Here is a 15,876-nt window from a genome sequence, read left to right on the forward strand (position 1 = left end):
GCACGACATGCCGGTCCCGCCGAACGCACCACCGCTCGCCCGCGTTCGGCGCACCACAGCAGGTCTGGGAGGATGGCCGGCAGCCGTCCGTACCGGGTCCGGGAACCCGCGGGCGGCGAGAGGCGGGCGGGTACGGGCAGCGGCCCGGCGGGCGGGAGAGCGGAGCGGTGCGGCACATGCCGGAGTACCCGGAGTACCTCGCAGCGGTCGTGTTCGCCGCGGGCGGCGTCGTCAACGCCCTGCTGGCACCGCACCGGTTCTCCACCGCCGTCCTGTTCTGCCTCGCGGTGACCTCTGCCGGACTCGGCGTGGCCGGTCGCAGTGCAGCAGCCCACCCGACCATCGCCACCGTCCTCGCCGTCGCCGCCCTGCTCCTGGCGCTCGCGCTGGGCTTGCTGCTGCTGGCCGACGGCGTCCTCCTGGTCCGGCGCTACGGACCGCAGGCAGCCCTGCTGGCGACCGGGGCCGCCGGCTGCGCGGTGCTGGCGGTGCTCGGCCTCGACGCGGTCTTCCACGCGGTCGGCGGCGAGGCGTTCGGTGCCCTCGTGGTCGCGGTGAACGCGGCCGCGGGATACCTCACTCTGCTCTTCATCGTCTTCGCCGGCTACGTGTACGTCCGGGGCCGTAGCACCCCCCTGCCGGAAACCACCCATGTCGTCGTCCTGGGCGCCGGGCTCAACGGCGACCGGCCCGGCCCGCTGCTGACCGGCAGGCTGGAGCGCGCCCTCGCGATCGACGCCGCCCGCGCACCGGACACGCCTCGTGTGGTGTTCGTCGTCTCGGGCGGCCAAGGTAACGACGAGGTCCGCTCCGAGGCGGACGCGATGGCCGACTATCTGCGCGGACGCGGAGTGCCCGCCGACCGGATCGTGCGGGAAGACCGCTCCGTCAACACCGGGCAGAACCTCCGCTTCAGCGCGGCCCTCGTGGACGGCACCACTCCCGGCCACCGTGCCACGGTGGTCACCAGCGGCTTCCACGTCTACCGCACGACCCTGCTGGCCCGCCGCGTCGGCGTGCCCGTGCACGTCGTGGGCGCGCCGACCTCCCCCGCCTACTGGCTGGCCGCGACACTGCGCGAATTCGCCGCCATCCTGTGGCTGGACCGCCTCCCTCTGGTCGGGCTCAGCCTGCTGCTGGCAGTGCCGGTGGCGACGGCGGTCTTCGAGCACTGAAGCGCCGGCCGCACACCTCGTAAGAGGTCCTGACAACGGCGCCGTACATGGCGCGGTTGAGGAGGGAGAGGGCTGGCCGGGCTGCCCGACCGGTGCACGCAGCCCGCTGCGCGGGGTGCGCGCGGCTAGCTCGTCGAGGTCGGCGCCCAGGTTGATGAGGACAAGGACAGCACTAGATTTTGGGGCCGGGGTTCTTGGGCTGTCCTCCCATGCGGTGGTCGCTCCAGTCGATGCCGTCGTCGTGCTCCTTGCGCGATGCGAGTCCGAGGAACCCGAGGAGGGGAGCTGCGATGAGGATGGCTCCGCACAGGCTGCCGATTGCGATGTAGGCCGCTGCGGCGGTGATGGCCCAGAACAGGATGTCGCACGCGATCCGCGCCCACAGCGGGAACGGGGCACGCCACGCGTGGTAGCGGCGGTACAGGCGCACGAGCTTGCCCGAAGCGCGCTTGGATCGGCCGGCCTTTCTCTGACTTGTCCTTCCTGTGCGGCCGTTGCGGTGCGGACGTCCCTTTTTCTCGCTCACGGAGCTCGTTGTCCCTTCGAGTGCCCGTGACCACAGCAGCTCTCTTCTGTGTGGCGGGCAGCGGTCGTTCAAGGCCCGATGCGCGCGAGCGAGAGGGTGAAGCTGCGCGGGCGTTCGGTGTGTTCGCCGACCGGCGGGGCGGTGGTGCGTTGGGCACGGATGCGCTGGGATCGCAGTGCTGGCGCCTTCGCCTCAGCGCACCAGCCTTGGGCTGAGGCGGGTTGCGCAGCGGGGCCGGGCCTGGGGCGGGGTGGCTTTAGCCGTGGAAGTTGATGTATCCGTTGCGGTCGGGGTCATCGTTGTGCTTGGTGTAGGTGTGGACGTCGTCGCGGCTGCCTGAGGGCTTGTACGGGTGGATGGTGTCCTTGTCGTTGTTCCACAGGAGTTGCAGTTGTCGCGGTAGACGACGTTGTGGGTGTCGGAGTCGGTGTCGTGGCCGTTCAACACCGAGCTGTAATCGGCGGCGTGTGCGGGAATAAAGGACAGGGCTGGTCAGCGCGCCGGCCGCAACAGCGGCAGCTGTGACGAGGTTCTTGCGCAAGAGCGGGTTCCCCATGGTCGAGCGGGTGGTGTCGCCTGTGCAGGACACGCACCCGGGTCCGGTGGTTGCGCACAGACAGAGACCTTCACCCGTTCGAAGGACGTAGAGGCACGTTGCCTGCGGCGGTAGAGGCCTGGCCGCCGGCGCCGCCTGCCTCTACCCGATGCTCCTGGGGCACGGCGAGTAGTGGGACGCGAAGTACCGGTCACGGCAGATCGAAGCCCGGAACGCCCCTGCCAGTCCGGGCCCGTCATCGTCGGGCTGCGCCCGGTTCGAAGGCCGATCCGGGGGTGGCCAGAGGCGGTGTGATCCCGGCGGCACGGCTGGGTTACGGTGCCGCGTATGCGCACCGAGGACGCGATCATCCGACCCCTGCTCCGGATCCGGGAAGTAGCCGCGCATGGGGCCCTGTACGGGCTGGCCGCCGTGCCCCTGCTCGGGGTGGCCTCCCTGTTCGTCGGCGACCACCACGACCGTAGGACGTTCCTCGGCGTCGTCGGATTGTTCGCCGTCTTCGTGGCCGTGGTGGGGATCCTCCTCGGGCTCTTTTTCTGGTGGACCTGCGGGGGAGACATCCGGCGCTGTCGCGACTGGCGCACCGTCAGGGGCCAGGCCGGACCCGTGACCGTCGCGGCCCCGGTCCTGCTGCGGATCGGGGTGCTGGCCCTGGTGCTGTTCCCCGGCGCCTTCGGCCTGCACTTCCTCGTGGACGGCGCCGAGTACGGCAGCTGGCTGTACGGCAACTGAGCCACGCGCGCCCGGCGCGGGCGCTTCGGCGACGTGGCCGAGCTCCGGACCGGCTGGGCGGCCCCATGCGTCCCTGCGGCGCAGCTTAGACGCCCCACCCGAAATGACCCACTTCACGTCCGAGCGAGACCAGCGGCGCCGTGCCCACCTCCGGTCGGGCCGTCGTCCCTGCTCGGAGTGTCCGATTTTGACGCTGCGCACCGCGGCCGGTGCACCCTCCTGGCGACCGCCGTTGCTCTGGCGTTGACCGCAAGCGGCTGCGGCGGGGATGAGGACTTCTTCCTGCCGGACTGGGATGCGCCGGGCCGGAACGCCCGTGTCGGCGACCTCGTGATCCGGTACGCGCACGTGGCCGTACCGTTGGGCGAGCCGTGGCAGCCTGGAGACGACGTCCCCGCCTACGTGGGGCTCCACAACATGAGCGACCAGGCCGGCAATCTCGTAGGTGCCAGCACACCGAACGCGGCCTCGGTGGACATCGTCGACTCCGACAGCAAGCCGCTTCCCGGCGGAGTGGATCTTCCGGTGAACCAGCTCGTGGAGCTGGAACAGGGCAAGGCCCATCTGGTGCTGCGGGACGTGCGACGGCTCATCAGGGGCGGCGACTTCATGAAGTTCACCATGCGCTTCGAGAACGCAGGATCGATCACCTGCAACGTCCAGTCGCAGATCCCGTCTACGACTAAGGCCCCTCCCCGACGCGGTGAGCCACCCACACCGGCTGTCGGCGAGTGGCTGGAGGGCGGGGCATGCCCCCCATGCGCGTGACGAGTGTGCAGGTCAGGCCGGGCTTCTCATCCGGTTGTACCGCCGGTGATCGGCGGTCCCGGGACGTCGTGGCCCGATAGCACCCTGGGGCTGCCCTGCATCACTCATCAGGCGCCCTGCGTTTCAACTCCACCGAGCACAGCCGCCGCAAGCCGGTCAGGTCGAACTCCCGGTAATAGAGGGGGCGCCCGTATTCGTCTCTGCCCCTGACGGCCGGGGCTTCGAGAGACGCCAACTCCTCCACGACGAGCAGGTCGGCATCGGAGAGTTGCACGGCATGCCGTTCCATAAGCTGCTCAAGCGCCCGAATCCCCATTTGGCGCTCTTCATCCCAATTATACGTAAACCAGTACCGGTCGTTGGCGAGCAGCCTGGCCACCTCGGCAACCGCGCCCGCATCCAGCGCCGCGACCTCGGACCACGCCTCGCGGGCGATCGCGACCCGGGCGCGGCGGACGTCATCGGTGGCCCAGCCCCACTCGTGCAGGGCGGCGGATGCTGCGCGCCGCACGCCGTGCAGCTCGTGGTCGAGGTGCACCGCCACGTCCTCGGCATGGCTCGGGTCACCGACCGCGATCAGACCTTTGATCGCGGCCTCCACCACCATGTTGCTCCAGTCGTTGAGGGCGTGGCTGAACACGTCGGCGAACGGCCTGGCGTCGAGTCGGGCCAGCGCCATCAGCGCGGAGGTCCGAACGTAGTCGCTCTGATCGTGCGCGGCAGCGTCGGCGAGTGCCTCCGCCGCCCCGGGGACGCCGGTCTGCCCGAGCTGCCAGCACGCACGCTGCCTGGTGGCGCCGTCCCGGTGCTGGCGCAAGGTACGGAGCCAACGGCGAGCCGCCCGGCGTTCGCGCCATGTCAGGTTGTCCGGCTCGGTGACCACCGCACGACGGTATCGAGACGCAAGCGCTAGGCCAAGTGCGTGTCCGTTCGCAAGCACCGCGTGCCCCGGACCTGCCTCCGTGCGTCCTGCCATAGCCGTTCCCCGACTGTCCGTGCAGCCGGTCAGCGACGGCGCAGTGCCCCCTTGATCCTCATGAGGGCCACCTACAGATCCTCGCAGCCCGCCGACCTCATCGACGCCCGAGGGCACGGGGTCACCTATCAATCGAAGTCACACGAACTGGTGCTGTAAGGGTCGAAGCGGGCCCCCTTGGTGAGTCTGGTCGGCCCGACCATGACCCCTTGTCCCGTCGTGGTCGGGCCGACCTCGCACCCCTTGTCCGATCGTGGTCGGGCCGACCACGCACCCCTTGTCCGATGCGGCGCGGGCCCGTCAGGAGCGGGCGTTTCCCCTAGACAGACTTCGCTACCGGCCGCCGTCAGGTCGCGGACAAAGGGGGGTGTCCACGATGGTCGCCACGTGCCCGCAGGAGGGCATGCAGCGGCCACCGAGCATCGGGGCGGCTCTCCCTCCGCGGGTGCGCCACCGGCGCCTTTTGGACGCTGGCGGCCGACAACCTCTCGCTCACCGCCGGCCAGGACCAGCGGCGCACCCTGCTTCCCCAGCCTCAGCAGCCCGACGGTTCCTGGCCGGCCAGCCTCTACTACCGGATGGGCCGGTTCCCCGTGTACTTCGGCTCTCCAGCTCATCTGACACCCGGGATCCGGGAATCAGGCCGCGAGGAGCTCCTGCTCGCGGCCCGGCGTTTTGACCTTGGGCTTCTTGTTCGGCAGTGAGAGCCGGACGACCTTGCGCCACGCGGAGAACACCTGCTTGGGCAGCGGCCCGGTGACGTACTCCAGCTCGTACTTCTCGAACAGCGCGCGCACCTTCACCGCGACCTCGGCGTACCGGTTGCTCGGCAGGTCCGGGAAGAGGTGGTGCTCGATCTGGTGCGAGAGGTTGCCGGTCATGAAGTGCATGGCCCTGCTGCCGCTGATGTTCGCCGAGCCCATCATCTGGCGCAGGTACCACTGGCCGCGCGTCTCGCCCTTGATCGACCGGCGCTCGAAGACCTGCACGCCCTCGGGGAAGTGCCCGCACATGATCACCGAGTGGGACCAGATGTTGCGGACCAGGTTCGCGGTGAACGTGGCGGCGAGTGTGGGGAGGAACGACGGGCCCGACAGCAGCGGGTGGATCACGTAGTCCTTGAGCACCTGCTTGCGGATCTTGCGGCCCACGGCCTTGGCCCGCGCGCGGAACTCCGGGTTCTTGCGGCGGCGCTTGTGCAGGTTCTTGCCGAGCTCCAGGTCGTACGCTGCGATGCCGTACTCGAAGAAGCAGGCGTTGATGAAGTTCCACAACGGCTGGCCGAGGTGGAACGGGTGCCACTTCTGGTCCTCGTCGACGCGCATGATGCCGTAGCCGAGGTCGTTGTCCTTGCCGATCACGTTGGTGTACGTGTGGTGCAGCTCGTTGTGCGAGTGCTTCCACTGGTCGGACGGCGAGACGTGATCCCACTCCCAGGTGGTGGAGTGGATCTTCGGATCCCGCATCCAGTCCCACTGGCCGTGCAGGACGTTGTGGCCGATCTCCATGTTGTCCATGATCTTCGCCACGGACAGGCCGACGGTGCCGAGCAGCCACGCGGGCGGGAAGATCGAGAACAGCAGCACGCCCCTGCTGACCAGCTCGAGCTTGCGCTGCGCCGAGATGACCTTACGGATGTAGGCGGCATCCCCCTCGCCGCGGCTGGCGATCACCTCGTCGCGGATCGCGTCCAGCTCGCGGCCAAGCTCCTCGATCTGCTCCGCGGTCAGGTGGGCGGTGGGGTCGATGGCGGTCAAGTTGCTCCTACCGTTCGATGTCGCAGGGGCCCGCCGCGGCGGACACGCAGGTCTGGATGAGGACGCCCGGCTCGGCCTCGGTGATCTCGCCGGTCCGCAGGTCGCGGACGGCGCCCGCCTTGAGCGGCGTGACGCAGCCGAAGCAGATGCCCATGCGGCACCCCGAGGGCATGAGCACGCCGGCCTCCTCGCCGATGTCCAGCAACGGCGTGGCGCCGTCCGCGTCGACGGTCGTGCCGGTGGCGCTGAACGTGACCTCGCCGCCGGCGCCGGTGACGACGATGCTGGGGCGGAAGCGTTCGGTGTGCAGGCGCTCTTGTACGCCGTGCTCGGTCCAGTGCTCTTCGGCGGCGTCGAGCAGGCCCGCGGGCCCGCACGCCCAGGTCTCGCGCTCGGCCCAGTCGGGCACGAGTTCGTCGAGACGGGCGATGTCGAGCATGCCGTCTGTGTCGGTGTGCACCTCGGTGAGCCGCAGCTTCTTGTCCGCGACCAGGTCGAGCAGTTCCTTGCGGAAGATCACATCTTGCGGCTGTGGCGCGCAGTGGACCATGACGACGTCGTCGAACTCGGTGTCGCGCAGCATGCCCATCACGGGCGTGATGCCGCTGCCGGCCGTCAGGTAGAGCACCTTGGCGGGCTTGGCCTGCGGCAGCACGAAGTCACCGGTCGGCTGGTCGAGCTGGATCAGCGTGCCCGGTTTGGCCCTGCGGACCAGGTGGTTGCTGACCTTGCCGTCCGGGATCGCCTTCACGGTGATCGTGACGCGGCCGTCGGGGCGGTTGGTCGGCGAGGTGAGGGAGTAGGCACGCCACAGGCGCACCCCGTCGACGTCGACCCCGATCCGCATGTACTGACCGGCTGTGTGGCCGCGCCAGCCCCGTCCCGGCCTGATCACGATGGTCGCGGCGTCCTTCGTCTCGGGGTGCACGGCCTCGATGCGCCCACGCAGGTCAGCGCCCGCACGCAGCGGGCTGACCAGGTCGAGGTAGTCCGACGGCAGTAGCGGTGTCGTGACCATCTCGAGCAGTTTCCACGCCCTGCTGCGGAGGGCTGCACTCGTCATGACTCCAGCTTGCTGCGCTTCAAGGCGTAAAGTCCTGACCGCAGGACGTGAATCTGATCGGCTGAATTGTTCGCAGGGAACAAAACATGAGCCATGCAATCCGGAGGGCCAGCGAACTGGCCCTGGACGAGACGACGGTCACCGCACTTCGGGCCGCGCTGAAGACCACCGCCGACGAGGTCGTCCAGGCGATCATCGACGAGGTCCCTTCCTACGCCAACGCCCTTTCGGGCAGCATGGGCGGAACCATCCGCCGAGCCGTCCGCACCGCCCTGGGGCACTACCTGGACCTCGCGAGCGGGAACGCCACGGGCGGCGATGCCGGTGACGCAGCCTACGAGCTGGGCCGCGGCGAGGTGCGTGACGGCCGTTCGATGGACGCCCTGCTCAGCGCATACCGCGTCGGCGCCCGCGTGGCCTGGCGATGCCTGGCAGCGGGTGCCGTACCCGCAGGACTGCCCGCCGCCGAGGTCGCCAAGTTCGCCGAGCTGACCTTCGCCTACATCGACGAGCTCTCCGCTGCGAGCGCCGCGGGCCACGCCGACGAACTGGCCGCCCGGGGCAGGGCCCACGAGCGCCACTTGGAACACCTGGCCCGCGACCTCCTCGCCGGCGCGAGCCCGGACGTGCTGTTGGCCTCTGCTCAACGGGCCGGATGGCAGCCTCCGGTTTCGCTGACGGCGGTCCTGCTGCCCTCCGCCCAGGCCCGGCCTGCCTACCGCGCGCTCGACCCGAGCACCCTCGTCCTCGACGATCTGCCGGACGCCACCGGTGTGCTGCTCGTCCCCGATGCGGACCGATCACATCTCTTGCGGCGGCTGACCGACCGCACCGCCGTGGTCGGCCCGGCCCGGCCATGGACTCGTGCGTCCGCCTCGTACGCACGAGCCGTACGCGCGCGCTCCCTCTCCTCCGATATTCGCGACACCGAGGACCACCTGCCCGAGCTGGTGCTGAGCGCCGACGTGGACGCGCTCGCAGACCTGCGTGCCCGAGCCCTCGCACCGTTGCGGAACTTGCCTCTCGCGACCGCGCGACGGCTGGAGGAGACGTTGCGGGAGTGGCTGCTGCACCAGGGCAGGCGGAACGAGGTGGCGGCGGCGTTGTTCGTCCATCCCCAGACAGTCCGGTACCGGATGTCGCAGCTGCGGGAGCTGTTTCCGGACCTCGCATCGCCACGCCGGGTCCTTGAACTGACGCTGGCGGTCGGTCTTCGGGTCAGCTGACGAGTACGGCCTCGTTCTCGGTGCCATCAGCTGGCTCATGCACCAGACAGGGCCTCGGGAAGCCCGTTGGGGGCGCTGTCTCCGAGAGGACGGTTTGGGAGTTGATGCCCGTTCCAACAGCGCCAACACCGTCGCCGACACTCTCGGCCGAGCTGCGCCCTTGACCTCAACTTTGGTTTAGATATGACACTTGACGCATGAAGATCACGAACAAAGCACCATTCTCTTCCGCAACACCATGCGCATCACCGACGGCCACCTCGACGGCTTCCGGCATGCCATCGCGCGGGCGGTGGCATTCACTCAAGAGCACGGTCCCCAGATCATGGTGGAGGTCTTCATCGATGAGGAGCGGATGCTGGCGCATAGCTTTCAGCTCTACCGCGACTCCGATGCAATCCGCGCCCACTGGCGGCTGTCGGACCCGTACATCCGCGAGGTGATGGAGCACTGCACCGTGCAGCACTTCGAGATATTCGGTGAACCGGACCACGACATCGTGGCGGCCCTCAAGACTCCCGACGGTGAATCATTCCCCTTCGTCATCTCGCCCCGCCTCGCCGGCTTCAACCGACTTTAGGCGCCTGACCAGGGGTGAATATCCCCCTTAGAGGGATCCGCGAACTGATGTCCGCTTCTGGGCGAGGGTTGGGCAGGGCTGCTGGTCGCGGGGCTTCGGGAGGCTGCTGCTTCCTGGTTAAGCTGCTGACGTCGACCTCGGTGAGGATTCCGAGTTTGAGGAGGCGTTTCAGCTTGGCGCGGGTGCCTTCGATGTTCTTCGGCAGCAGTTCGTGGTCGAGGGCTTCGAAGACATCACGGGCCCTCAGCGGGCCGGTGACCTCGTTGAAGACAGCGACGATGCGGGGGTAGTCCGGGTTCTCGGGCAGGTTCGGCGGGACGGCCGGGAGTCGGTCAGCGAGGCCGGTGACAGTCTTCCGGGTGATCGCGAGGTGTTCGAGGTGGATCTCGGCCTCCCGCAGCCGAGCCTGCAGTTCGGTGATCTGTCCGCGGAGACCGTCGGCCAGGGCGCGGGCGGCATCCTCCTGGATGCCGAGGGCGTCGAGCAGGTGCTGGAGGTTCACGCGGTCACCGTCTGCGCCTCGCGCCAGGTGGAAGTGTTCGCGCCGGTGAGCCGGCGGGCCATGACCTGGGTCATCGCCCAGTACACGCGGGACGCGGAAGAGGCCGGGCGGTGCTCGTAGTCGCGGACCAGTCGCCGGTGCAGTATCAGGATGCCGTAGGTCTGCTCGACCCTCCACCGCTTCGGATCGATCGGGCGGTGGCCACGCCGGAGCCCGCTCCCTCTCTCCCCCTCCGCCGCCGGAGGACCTGACACCCGCGCGAGTGTGAGGCGCTGGCCCTGGTCGGCGAGGGCCTGTCCAACCGGGAGATCGGCGAGGTCCTGCACTTGAGCGTGACGACGGCCAAGACCCATGCGGCGGCCCTGATGACGAAGACGGGTCTTGCGATCCGGATCCGGCTGGCCGGCGGCGACGCATCGTTAGCCTCACTCGTCAGTCCGGCCCCGCTACGGCCTGCTCGCCATGCGCTCCTCTGCGGGCTCCTCGTGGACCTCGGTGGTCTGCTCCTCCGGCGCCGACTTGGGGAGCCAGCGCAGGGCGGCCGTTCCGAGGGCGGCGTGCAGAAGGCTCGCCGCGACCACGACGACGTGCAGGCCGGTGACGAACGCGGACTTCGCGTCCCGGATCACGGAGGGGAGCAGGGAGGGCAGTTGGAGGGTCTCGTCGAGGGTGGGGGCGAGGTCCGGGCCCTGGAGGCGGAAGAGCAGCGCCGCGAGCGAGCCGAGGATCGCTATGCCGAGGGCGTTGCCGATCTCGTTGCTGGTCTCGGCGATCGCGCCGGCCGAGCCCGCACGCTCCGGGGGGACCGCGCCGACCGCGGTGTCCGCGACGACGGCGAAGGAGATGCCGTATCCCAGTCCGGCGATCACGGTCGAGGCGATGTACCAGCCGATCCCGCCGGCGACTGTGATGGGGAGCAGCAGCAACAGGCCGCCCGCGATGGAGAAGTGGCAGACGAGGAGCGCGGCCCGCTTGCCGATGCGTTCGACGACGGCCGGTGTGACGATGCAGGAGATGGTGAGGGCCGCGGCGCCCGGGAGGGCCAGGAGCGCCGCGTGCAGGACGCTCAGGTTCAGTACGGACTGGAGGTAGATGCCGGACAGGTACGCCGCCGCCGACCATGCGGCCAGGGGCAGCAGGCCCGTGATGACGGCGATGGTGAAGACGCGGTCGCGGAAGAGGGAGAAGTCGATCAGTGGGTTGTCGAGGTGCCGTTGGCGCAGGCCGAAGAAGGTCAGTACGGCGATGCCCGCGATCATCGTGATGATCGGAAGGGCCGAGATCCCGTCGGCGGCCAGGTGCTTGATCCCGTAGATCGTGAGCAGCAGGCCCCCGGCGGAGGTCACGACGCTGAGCGGGTCGACGCGGCCCGTCCCGCCCGACCGGACCTCTCGGAGGAGGACCGGCGCGAACACCAGGAACACGACGATGACGGGGAGGTTGACGAGGAAGACCGAGCCCCACCAGAACTGGCCGAGGAGGGCGCCACCGATGACCGGACCGATGGCGAAACCGGCCGCGAAGGCCGCGGCGAAGATGCCGATGGCCTGGGCCCGGCGCCGGGGATCGGGGAACAGCTCGCTCAGTACGGCCAGCGCCGAGGGCAGCAGGGTCGCCCCGGCCACGCCCATGAGCGCCCGGCAGGCGATGAGGAGTTCGGGGGTCGGTGCGAACGCGGCCCCGGCGGAGCCGAGTCCGAACACGGTCGCGCCGATCATCAAGAGCTTCAGCCGTCCGTAGCGGTCGCCGATGCTGCCGAAGGCGACCAGCAGGGAGCCGACGGCGAAGCCGTAGATGTCCAGGATCCACAGCGCCTGGTCGGCGGTGGGCGAGAGGGCCTGGCTGATCCGGGGCATCGCCAGGAACAGGATCGATCCGTCCATGGAGACGAGGAGGACCGGGCCGAGGACCACCGCGAGCCCGAGCCAGGCCCGCAGTCCGGGTGCGTTGTTCGCATACTGTCGAGTCATGGTGCCGACACTCGGGCACGGCGTGGCCGACAGCCATCCCCATGGCGTGGGTACACCCGACAGGTACACCCACGGAGCGGGCGAGCGTCCTACGCTCGTTACATGGAGAGCCTCGGAACGTTCCTGAAGAGCCGTCGTGACCGGGTCACTCCGGCTGAGATCGGTCTGCTGACCTACGGCACCTCCCGCCGGGTCCCCGGTCTCAGGCGGGAAGAGCTCGCCCAGCTCGCGGGTGTGAGCGCGGGGTACTACACGCGTCTGGAACAGGGGCAGGCCGAGACCGCCTCCGAGCAGGTGCTCGACGCGCTCGCCCGGGTGCTCCGGCTCGACCAGGTGGAGACCGTCCATCTGCACAACCTCGCCCGGCAGTCGGTGAAGCCCGGTCTGGGCGAACCGCCCCGCGAGGAGCCCCACCCACGGGTACTGACCCTCCTGGAGTCACTGGGCGAGACCACGCCCGCGGTGGTGCTCGGCAGGCGCGGCGACGTCCTCGCGTGGAACCGCACCGGGCACGCGCTGGTCGCCGAGCACATCCCCTTCGAGGCGCCACAGAATCCGCAGGGGCGTCCGTCGATCCCCAGGATGTTCTTCCTCGACCCGCACACCCGCGACATGTACCGCAACTGGCCGGATCTCGCCAAGGTCCACGTCGCCTATCTGCGCCTCACCGCGGGCCGCTACCCCACGGACGCCCGGCTCGCCGGGCTGATCGGCGAACTCCTTATACACAGCGCGGACTTCGGCGCGATGTGGGCGACGGGTGACGTCTCCGACTGCACGACGGGGGCCATGCATCTGCATCACCCCACCGTCGGCGCGGTGAGCGTGGACTACCAGGTGTGGCTCCAGCCCGACAGCCCCGACCACCGCGTCGAGATCTACACCCCCAACGACGCGACCTCCGCGGACGCGTTGCGCGTGCTGAGCCAGCAAAGCGGCCGGGGTGACGAGCCGGAGTCGACGACCGTACGGGCCGAGCAGCGCTGAAACCGCCCGCGCTCCTCCCGGGGCACGCCCGCGAAGAGGGCGGGGGCGTCCGTACGGAAGAAGCGGGGCGGCTGTACGCGGGGGACGTGGCCCCGCGTACTCAGCGCATACCGGGTCCCGCCTGCTCAGGACATGCGGATTCCGTGCACTCAGGACACGGCCTGCTCCTGCCGGTCCGGGACCTCGGCCGTCGTGTCCCGCTCCTCGCGCGGCAGCCAGCGCACCGCGAGGACGCCGAGCGCGAGCGTGAGGGCGGCCGCGCTGCTTGAAGGCGAACTGGCCGCCGAGCCGAAAGGCTCCGCTACCGGCTGCTGCACGCAGCTGCTGGAGGCGCACGTTGTGAGGTCGGCTCCACAGACACGCGGCGTCCCGACTCTGATGCGGCTCGTACAGCCCCCCGCTGCAGACCGCCGCTCGAAGTCCTTCGGGTTACACAAGTCGGTGGATACGCGTGCCTGGTGGGGGAGGGCTGACCTGATGTTGGTGACGATCAACGTGGCGGTTCTGCTGCCTGTCATCATCATCCTGCGGCTGCGCCGGCGTACGCAGGCCCGGAGCCGGTTCGATGAGAAGAAGGGGATCCTGGACGTGGTCGTTCAGCTGGTGCAGGGCGCTTCCCAGTCAGGCCGCTGAACTCGATCGGCATCCACGGCGGTCTCAACGACATCCCGGACGTCGCCTAGGCCGTGTTTTCGGTAGCGGGTGAGTCTTGGGCGAAAGTTCTTCGGCCAGTTCCATACAGCGCAGGCGGGCTGGGGAGAAGTCGTAGGGCATCTTGCCGGTGGCTTCGAACACGCTCATGGAGTCAGCCTCCCGCCTGCCAGAGCGGAGGTCGGCCTCGCCCTCGCCGTCATCGGCCGTGGCAGGGTGCAAAGTGTCCCAGGCGTCGAAGAGGTCATCGTCGTCCTTACCCAGGCCGGACTCCTCGATGACGGCCTGCAGGGCGCTTTCGAAGGTGTGCCGCTCGACAGCCACTTGAGCCACCCGTGGATCATCGACGGCGACACTGTCATCGAGTGCCTCCTCGGCGTCATCGATGCGGTCGGAATCCTCCCGCAGAGTGGGATGCGTGGCCAGGACGACGAAGCGGGTGGCCTGGACGGCCGCGCCGAGCGGGCCGAAGATCCGCTCAGTGACCAGCAAACTGTCCAGGTCCGCCTGACGCAGGGAGCCCTCGGGCAGGCTCTTGAGGCGTTCGGTGACGAAGTCGGAGAGCAGGCCCATCCGGCTGCCTTCGGTGCGCATCCGCTGCACGGCGGTCCGTTGCCGCCGCAATTCCGCCTCCTGCTCGGCGAGGGTTTCCTCCAACCGCTCCAGGATGCCCGCGATACCGTCTCCGCTGTCCGCACCGGCGGAAGCCGTGCCGATGGTAAAGGCGTCACGGATGTCGTCCAGGGCAATCCCGGCATCGGCCATCTTGCGAATCCACAGCAGTCGGATCATGTCCTCGTACCCGTAGCGGCGGCGGTCATCGCCGCCCCGCTCAGGCTCGGGGAGCAGCCCGATCTCGTGGTAATGGCGAATCGCCCGCGGCGTGGTGCCGGCGAAGGCCGCCGCGTCACCGATCTTGACCTGGCGGGGTGGCATGAAAGACGAATGCATGAGCAGGGACCTTTCCTCAAGGGACCGGGACGTAAGTCCACCGGACCACATGCCGCTACGGAAGGTGCAACCCCATACACACCGCCCCGCGCCAATGCCAGGAAACGCGCTCTTCCTCCGTAATGACCGCAGGCCCGTCCTTTCCTGCTGGGGCATCCGCACGACGGCAGACTGAGGGTTCACAGCCACTGATGAATCGCCGAGACCTGAACCGTCGCCTCGAACCGAACCGCAAGCTTGTCGAACCGGGTCGCCACGGCCCGGTGCTGCTTTGAGACGGCTGATCCCGCATTCGACCGCATGCCGGGCCTTGTAGTCCTCGCGGCCGAAGAAGGGCGGACGGCCACCGCCACGTCCGCGGCGCCTGCGGTTGCGGACCTGATCGACCGGCTCAGGAATCGTGCTGCCGCCTGCCGCCTGCCGCCTGCCGCCTGCCGCCTGCCGCCGACGTGCACTGCCGGTACGTCGCCGAGTGGGTGGCAACGAAGCTCATCTGGAGTCTCACAGCGGATGAGGCCGAGGTGGCGGCCCCGCGCGAGGTGGCGGCCGGCTGCCCGGAGCAGACCGTGACGTACGAGCAAGTCGCATAACCGGCCTGCCCAACCCGCCGCCCCAGGCGGTGGGGCGCTGGCCGATGTCGTCTGCCCCGGGAACGGCGACATCCCCGGGTGTACCGGCCCTGTGCACGCGCATGGCCTAAGGGCGGGACGTTCCTGTGGTGAAAACCGTGGTCCATGCGGGTGAGCGCAGCTGCTTTTGTCTCCCGGGGGCGTGCGGCGGCCTGTAGAACGCGGGGGGTGTTCCGTCGTGCTGAAGGGTGTTCGTGATGAGCCGAGGGTTGATCGTCGTGGATGTGCAGAACGACTTCTGTGAGGGAGGCAGTGTTCCGGTCTCGGGTGGGGCGCGGATCGCGACTGCTGTCGCCGATCTGGTGGAACGCGGTGCGGGGGCTGACTATCAGTACGTCGTCGCCACCCGGGATCACCACATCGACCCGGGGAGCCACTTCTCCGAGGACCCCGACTTCAAGGACAGCTTCCCCGTTCACTGCGTGGCCGGGCACGAGGGCGGCGAGTTCCACCCGAACTTCGCTCCCACGGCCACGGGCGGCAAGGTGGATGCCGTCTTCTTCAAGGGAGCCCACAGTGCTTCCAAGAGCGGCTTCGAAGGCGCCGACGAACACGGCACGCCCCTGGCGGACTGGCTGCGTGCGCGGGGAGTGGAAGAGGTCGACGTAGTAGGCATCGCCACCGACCACTGCGTCCGCGCGACGGCCCTCGACGCCGTCAAGGCCGGGTTCAGCGCCCGGGTACTCCTGGACTACTCGGTCGGCGTCGCCCCGGACACCACAGCGTCGACTCTGGAGGACTTCCGCCGGGCAGGCGTTGCGGTCTCCGGCTCGGCGCCAGTGCCGGAATAGATCCTGGCACCGGCTCGACGTCGTTCGGGATCGTCG

General features: G+C 69.1%; 16 protein-coding genes and 4 pseudogenes. 10 read left to right on the forward strand and 10 right to left on the reverse strand.

Going from position 1 to position 15,876, the window contains the following annotated elements; all coding sequences use genetic code 11:
* Positions 1-176: 176 nt before the first annotated feature.
* Entirely contained in the window at positions 177-1,175 is a 999-nt protein-coding gene (locus tag QC385_RS24790; RefSeq protein WP_279543559.1) for a YdcF family protein, read from the forward strand.
* 172 nt (positions 1,176-1,347) lie between these two features.
* Here the strand turns inward: QC385_RS24790 and QC385_RS24795 are convergent, their stop codons facing one another.
* Positions 1,348-1,701: a hypothetical protein gene (locus QC385_RS24795; protein WP_279543560.1), complete on the reverse strand. Its 354-nt coding sequence runs from the start codon at positions 1,699-1,701 to the stop codon at positions 1,348-1,350.
* 256 nt (positions 1,702-1,957) lie between these two features.
* Positions 1,958-2,139 (reverse strand): annotated as a pseudogene (locus tag QC385_RS24800) (lamin tail domain-containing protein); the annotation flags it as partial.
* Between the two features lie 445 nt (positions 2,140-2,584).
* Here QC385_RS24800 and QC385_RS24805 point away from each other — a divergent pair.
* Both QC385_RS24805 and QC385_RS24810 read left to right on the forward strand, forming a co-directional pair.
* Positions 2,585-2,989: a DUF6336 family protein gene (locus QC385_RS24805; RefSeq protein ID WP_279543561.1), complete on the forward strand. Its 405-nt coding sequence runs from the start codon at positions 2,585-2,587 to the stop codon at positions 2,987-2,989.
* Between the two features lie 243 nt (positions 2,990-3,232).
* Entirely contained in the window at positions 3,233-3,757 is a 525-nt protein-coding gene (locus QC385_RS24810) for a copper chaperone PCu(A)C (protein ID WP_279543562.1), read from the forward strand.
* Between the two features lie 100 nt (positions 3,758-3,857).
* Here the strand turns inward: QC385_RS24810 and QC385_RS24815 are convergent, their stop codons facing one another.
* From QC385_RS24815 to QC385_RS24825, 3 genes are all read right to left on the reverse strand, one after another.
* Positions 3,858-4,640, reverse strand: coding sequence for a HEAT repeat domain-containing protein (locus tag QC385_RS24815; protein WP_279543563.1), 783 nt, complete (start codon positions 4,638-4,640; stop codon positions 3,858-3,860).
* A gap of 731 nt (positions 4,641-5,371) precedes the next feature.
* Positions 5,372-6,490 carry a fatty acid desaturase family protein gene (locus tag QC385_RS24820; RefSeq protein WP_279543564.1) on the reverse strand — a complete coding sequence of 373 codons (1,119 nt, stop codon included), beginning with the start codon at positions 6,488-6,490 and terminating at the stop codon, positions 5,372-5,374.
* Between the two features lie 7 nt (positions 6,491-6,497).
* Positions 6,498-7,553 carry a ferredoxin reductase gene (locus QC385_RS24825; RefSeq protein WP_279543565.1) on the reverse strand — a complete coding sequence of 352 codons (1,056 nt, stop codon included), beginning with the start codon at positions 7,551-7,553 and terminating at the stop codon, positions 6,498-6,500.
* A gap of 86 nt (positions 7,554-7,639) precedes the next feature.
* Here QC385_RS24825 and QC385_RS24830 point away from each other — a divergent pair, with 86 nt between their 5' ends.
* On the forward strand, positions 7,640-8,779 hold the full coding sequence (locus QC385_RS24830; protein WP_279543566.1) for a PucR family transcriptional regulator: 1,140 nt from the start codon (positions 7,640-7,642) through the stop codon (positions 8,777-8,779).
* A 190-nt stretch (positions 8,780-8,969) separates the two neighbouring features.
* Positions 8,970-9,359, forward strand: coding sequence for a hypothetical protein (locus QC385_RS24835; protein ID WP_279543567.1), 390 nt, complete (start codon positions 8,970-8,972; stop codon positions 9,357-9,359).
* Here the strand turns inward: QC385_RS24835 and QC385_RS24840 are convergent.
* Complete coding sequence (locus QC385_RS24840) at positions 9,346-9,861, reverse strand: hypothetical protein (RefSeq protein WP_279543568.1); 516 nt, start codon at positions 9,859-9,861, stop codon at positions 9,346-9,348. The two genes, QC385_RS24835 and QC385_RS24840, sit on opposite strands and share 14 nt — an antisense overlap.
* Positions 9,858-10,049, reverse strand: a pseudogene (locus QC385_RS24845) (IS5/IS1182 family transposase); the annotation flags it as partial. The gene QC385_RS24840 and the pseudogene QC385_RS24845, both read right to left, overlap by 4 nt.
* Positions 10,050-10,127: 78 nt before the next feature.
* Here QC385_RS24845 and QC385_RS44310 point away from each other — a divergent pair.
* Positions 10,128-10,235, forward strand: a pseudogene (locus QC385_RS44310) (LuxR C-terminal-related transcriptional regulator); the annotation flags it as partial.
* Positions 10,236-10,307: 72 nt separating this feature from the next.
* Here the strand turns inward: QC385_RS44310 and QC385_RS24850 are convergent.
* Positions 10,308-11,831 (reverse strand): MFS transporter, encoded by a 1,524-nt coding sequence (locus QC385_RS24850; RefSeq protein ID WP_279543569.1) that lies wholly within the window; start codon positions 11,829-11,831, stop codon positions 10,308-10,310.
* A gap of 102 nt (positions 11,832-11,933) precedes the next feature.
* Here QC385_RS24850 and QC385_RS24855 point away from each other — a divergent pair, with 102 nt between their 5' ends.
* The gene (locus tag QC385_RS24855; protein WP_279543570.1) at positions 11,934-12,818 is read left to right on the forward strand and encodes a helix-turn-helix transcriptional regulator; all 885 of its coding nucleotides are present in this window, start codon (positions 11,934-11,936) and stop codon (positions 12,816-12,818) included.
* A 149-nt stretch (positions 12,819-12,967) separates the two neighbouring features.
* On the opposite strand, the gene QC385_RS24860 is transcribed toward QC385_RS24855, so the two are convergent.
* The gene (locus QC385_RS24860; protein ID WP_279543571.1) at positions 12,968-13,135 is read right to left on the reverse strand and encodes a hypothetical protein; all 168 of its coding nucleotides are present in this window, start codon (positions 13,133-13,135) and stop codon (positions 12,968-12,970) included.
* 166 nt (positions 13,136-13,301) lie between these two features.
* Here QC385_RS24860 and QC385_RS24865 point away from each other — a divergent pair, with 166 nt between their 5' ends.
* Positions 13,302-13,451, forward strand: coding sequence for a hypothetical protein (locus QC385_RS24865; RefSeq protein ID WP_279543664.1), 150 nt, complete (start codon positions 13,302-13,304; stop codon positions 13,449-13,451).
* A 24-nt stretch (positions 13,452-13,475) separates the two neighbouring features.
* On the opposite strand, the gene QC385_RS24870 is transcribed toward QC385_RS24865, so the two are convergent.
* Positions 13,476-14,420 (reverse strand): MerR family transcriptional regulator, encoded by a 945-nt coding sequence (locus QC385_RS24870; RefSeq protein WP_279543572.1) that lies wholly within the window; start codon positions 14,418-14,420, stop codon positions 13,476-13,478.
* Between the two features lie 431 nt (positions 14,421-14,851).
* On the opposite strand from QC385_RS24870, the pseudogene QC385_RS24880 reads away from it, so the two are divergent.
* Positions 14,852-15,010: pseudogene (locus QC385_RS24880) on the forward strand (HNH endonuclease); the annotation flags it as partial.
* 236 nt (positions 15,011-15,246) lie between these two features.
* The gene (locus QC385_RS24885; protein ID WP_279543573.1) at positions 15,247-15,840 is read left to right on the forward strand and encodes an isochorismatase family protein; all 594 of its coding nucleotides are present in this window, start codon (positions 15,247-15,249) and stop codon (positions 15,838-15,840) included.
* Positions 15,841-15,876 lie beyond the last annotated feature (36 nt).

The sequence above is a fragment of the Streptomyces sp. DH10 genome (assembly GCF_029813805.1).
GTDB classification, from domain to species: domain Bacteria; phylum Actinomycetota; class Actinomycetes; order Streptomycetales; family Streptomycetaceae; genus Streptomyces; species Streptomyces coeruleofuscus.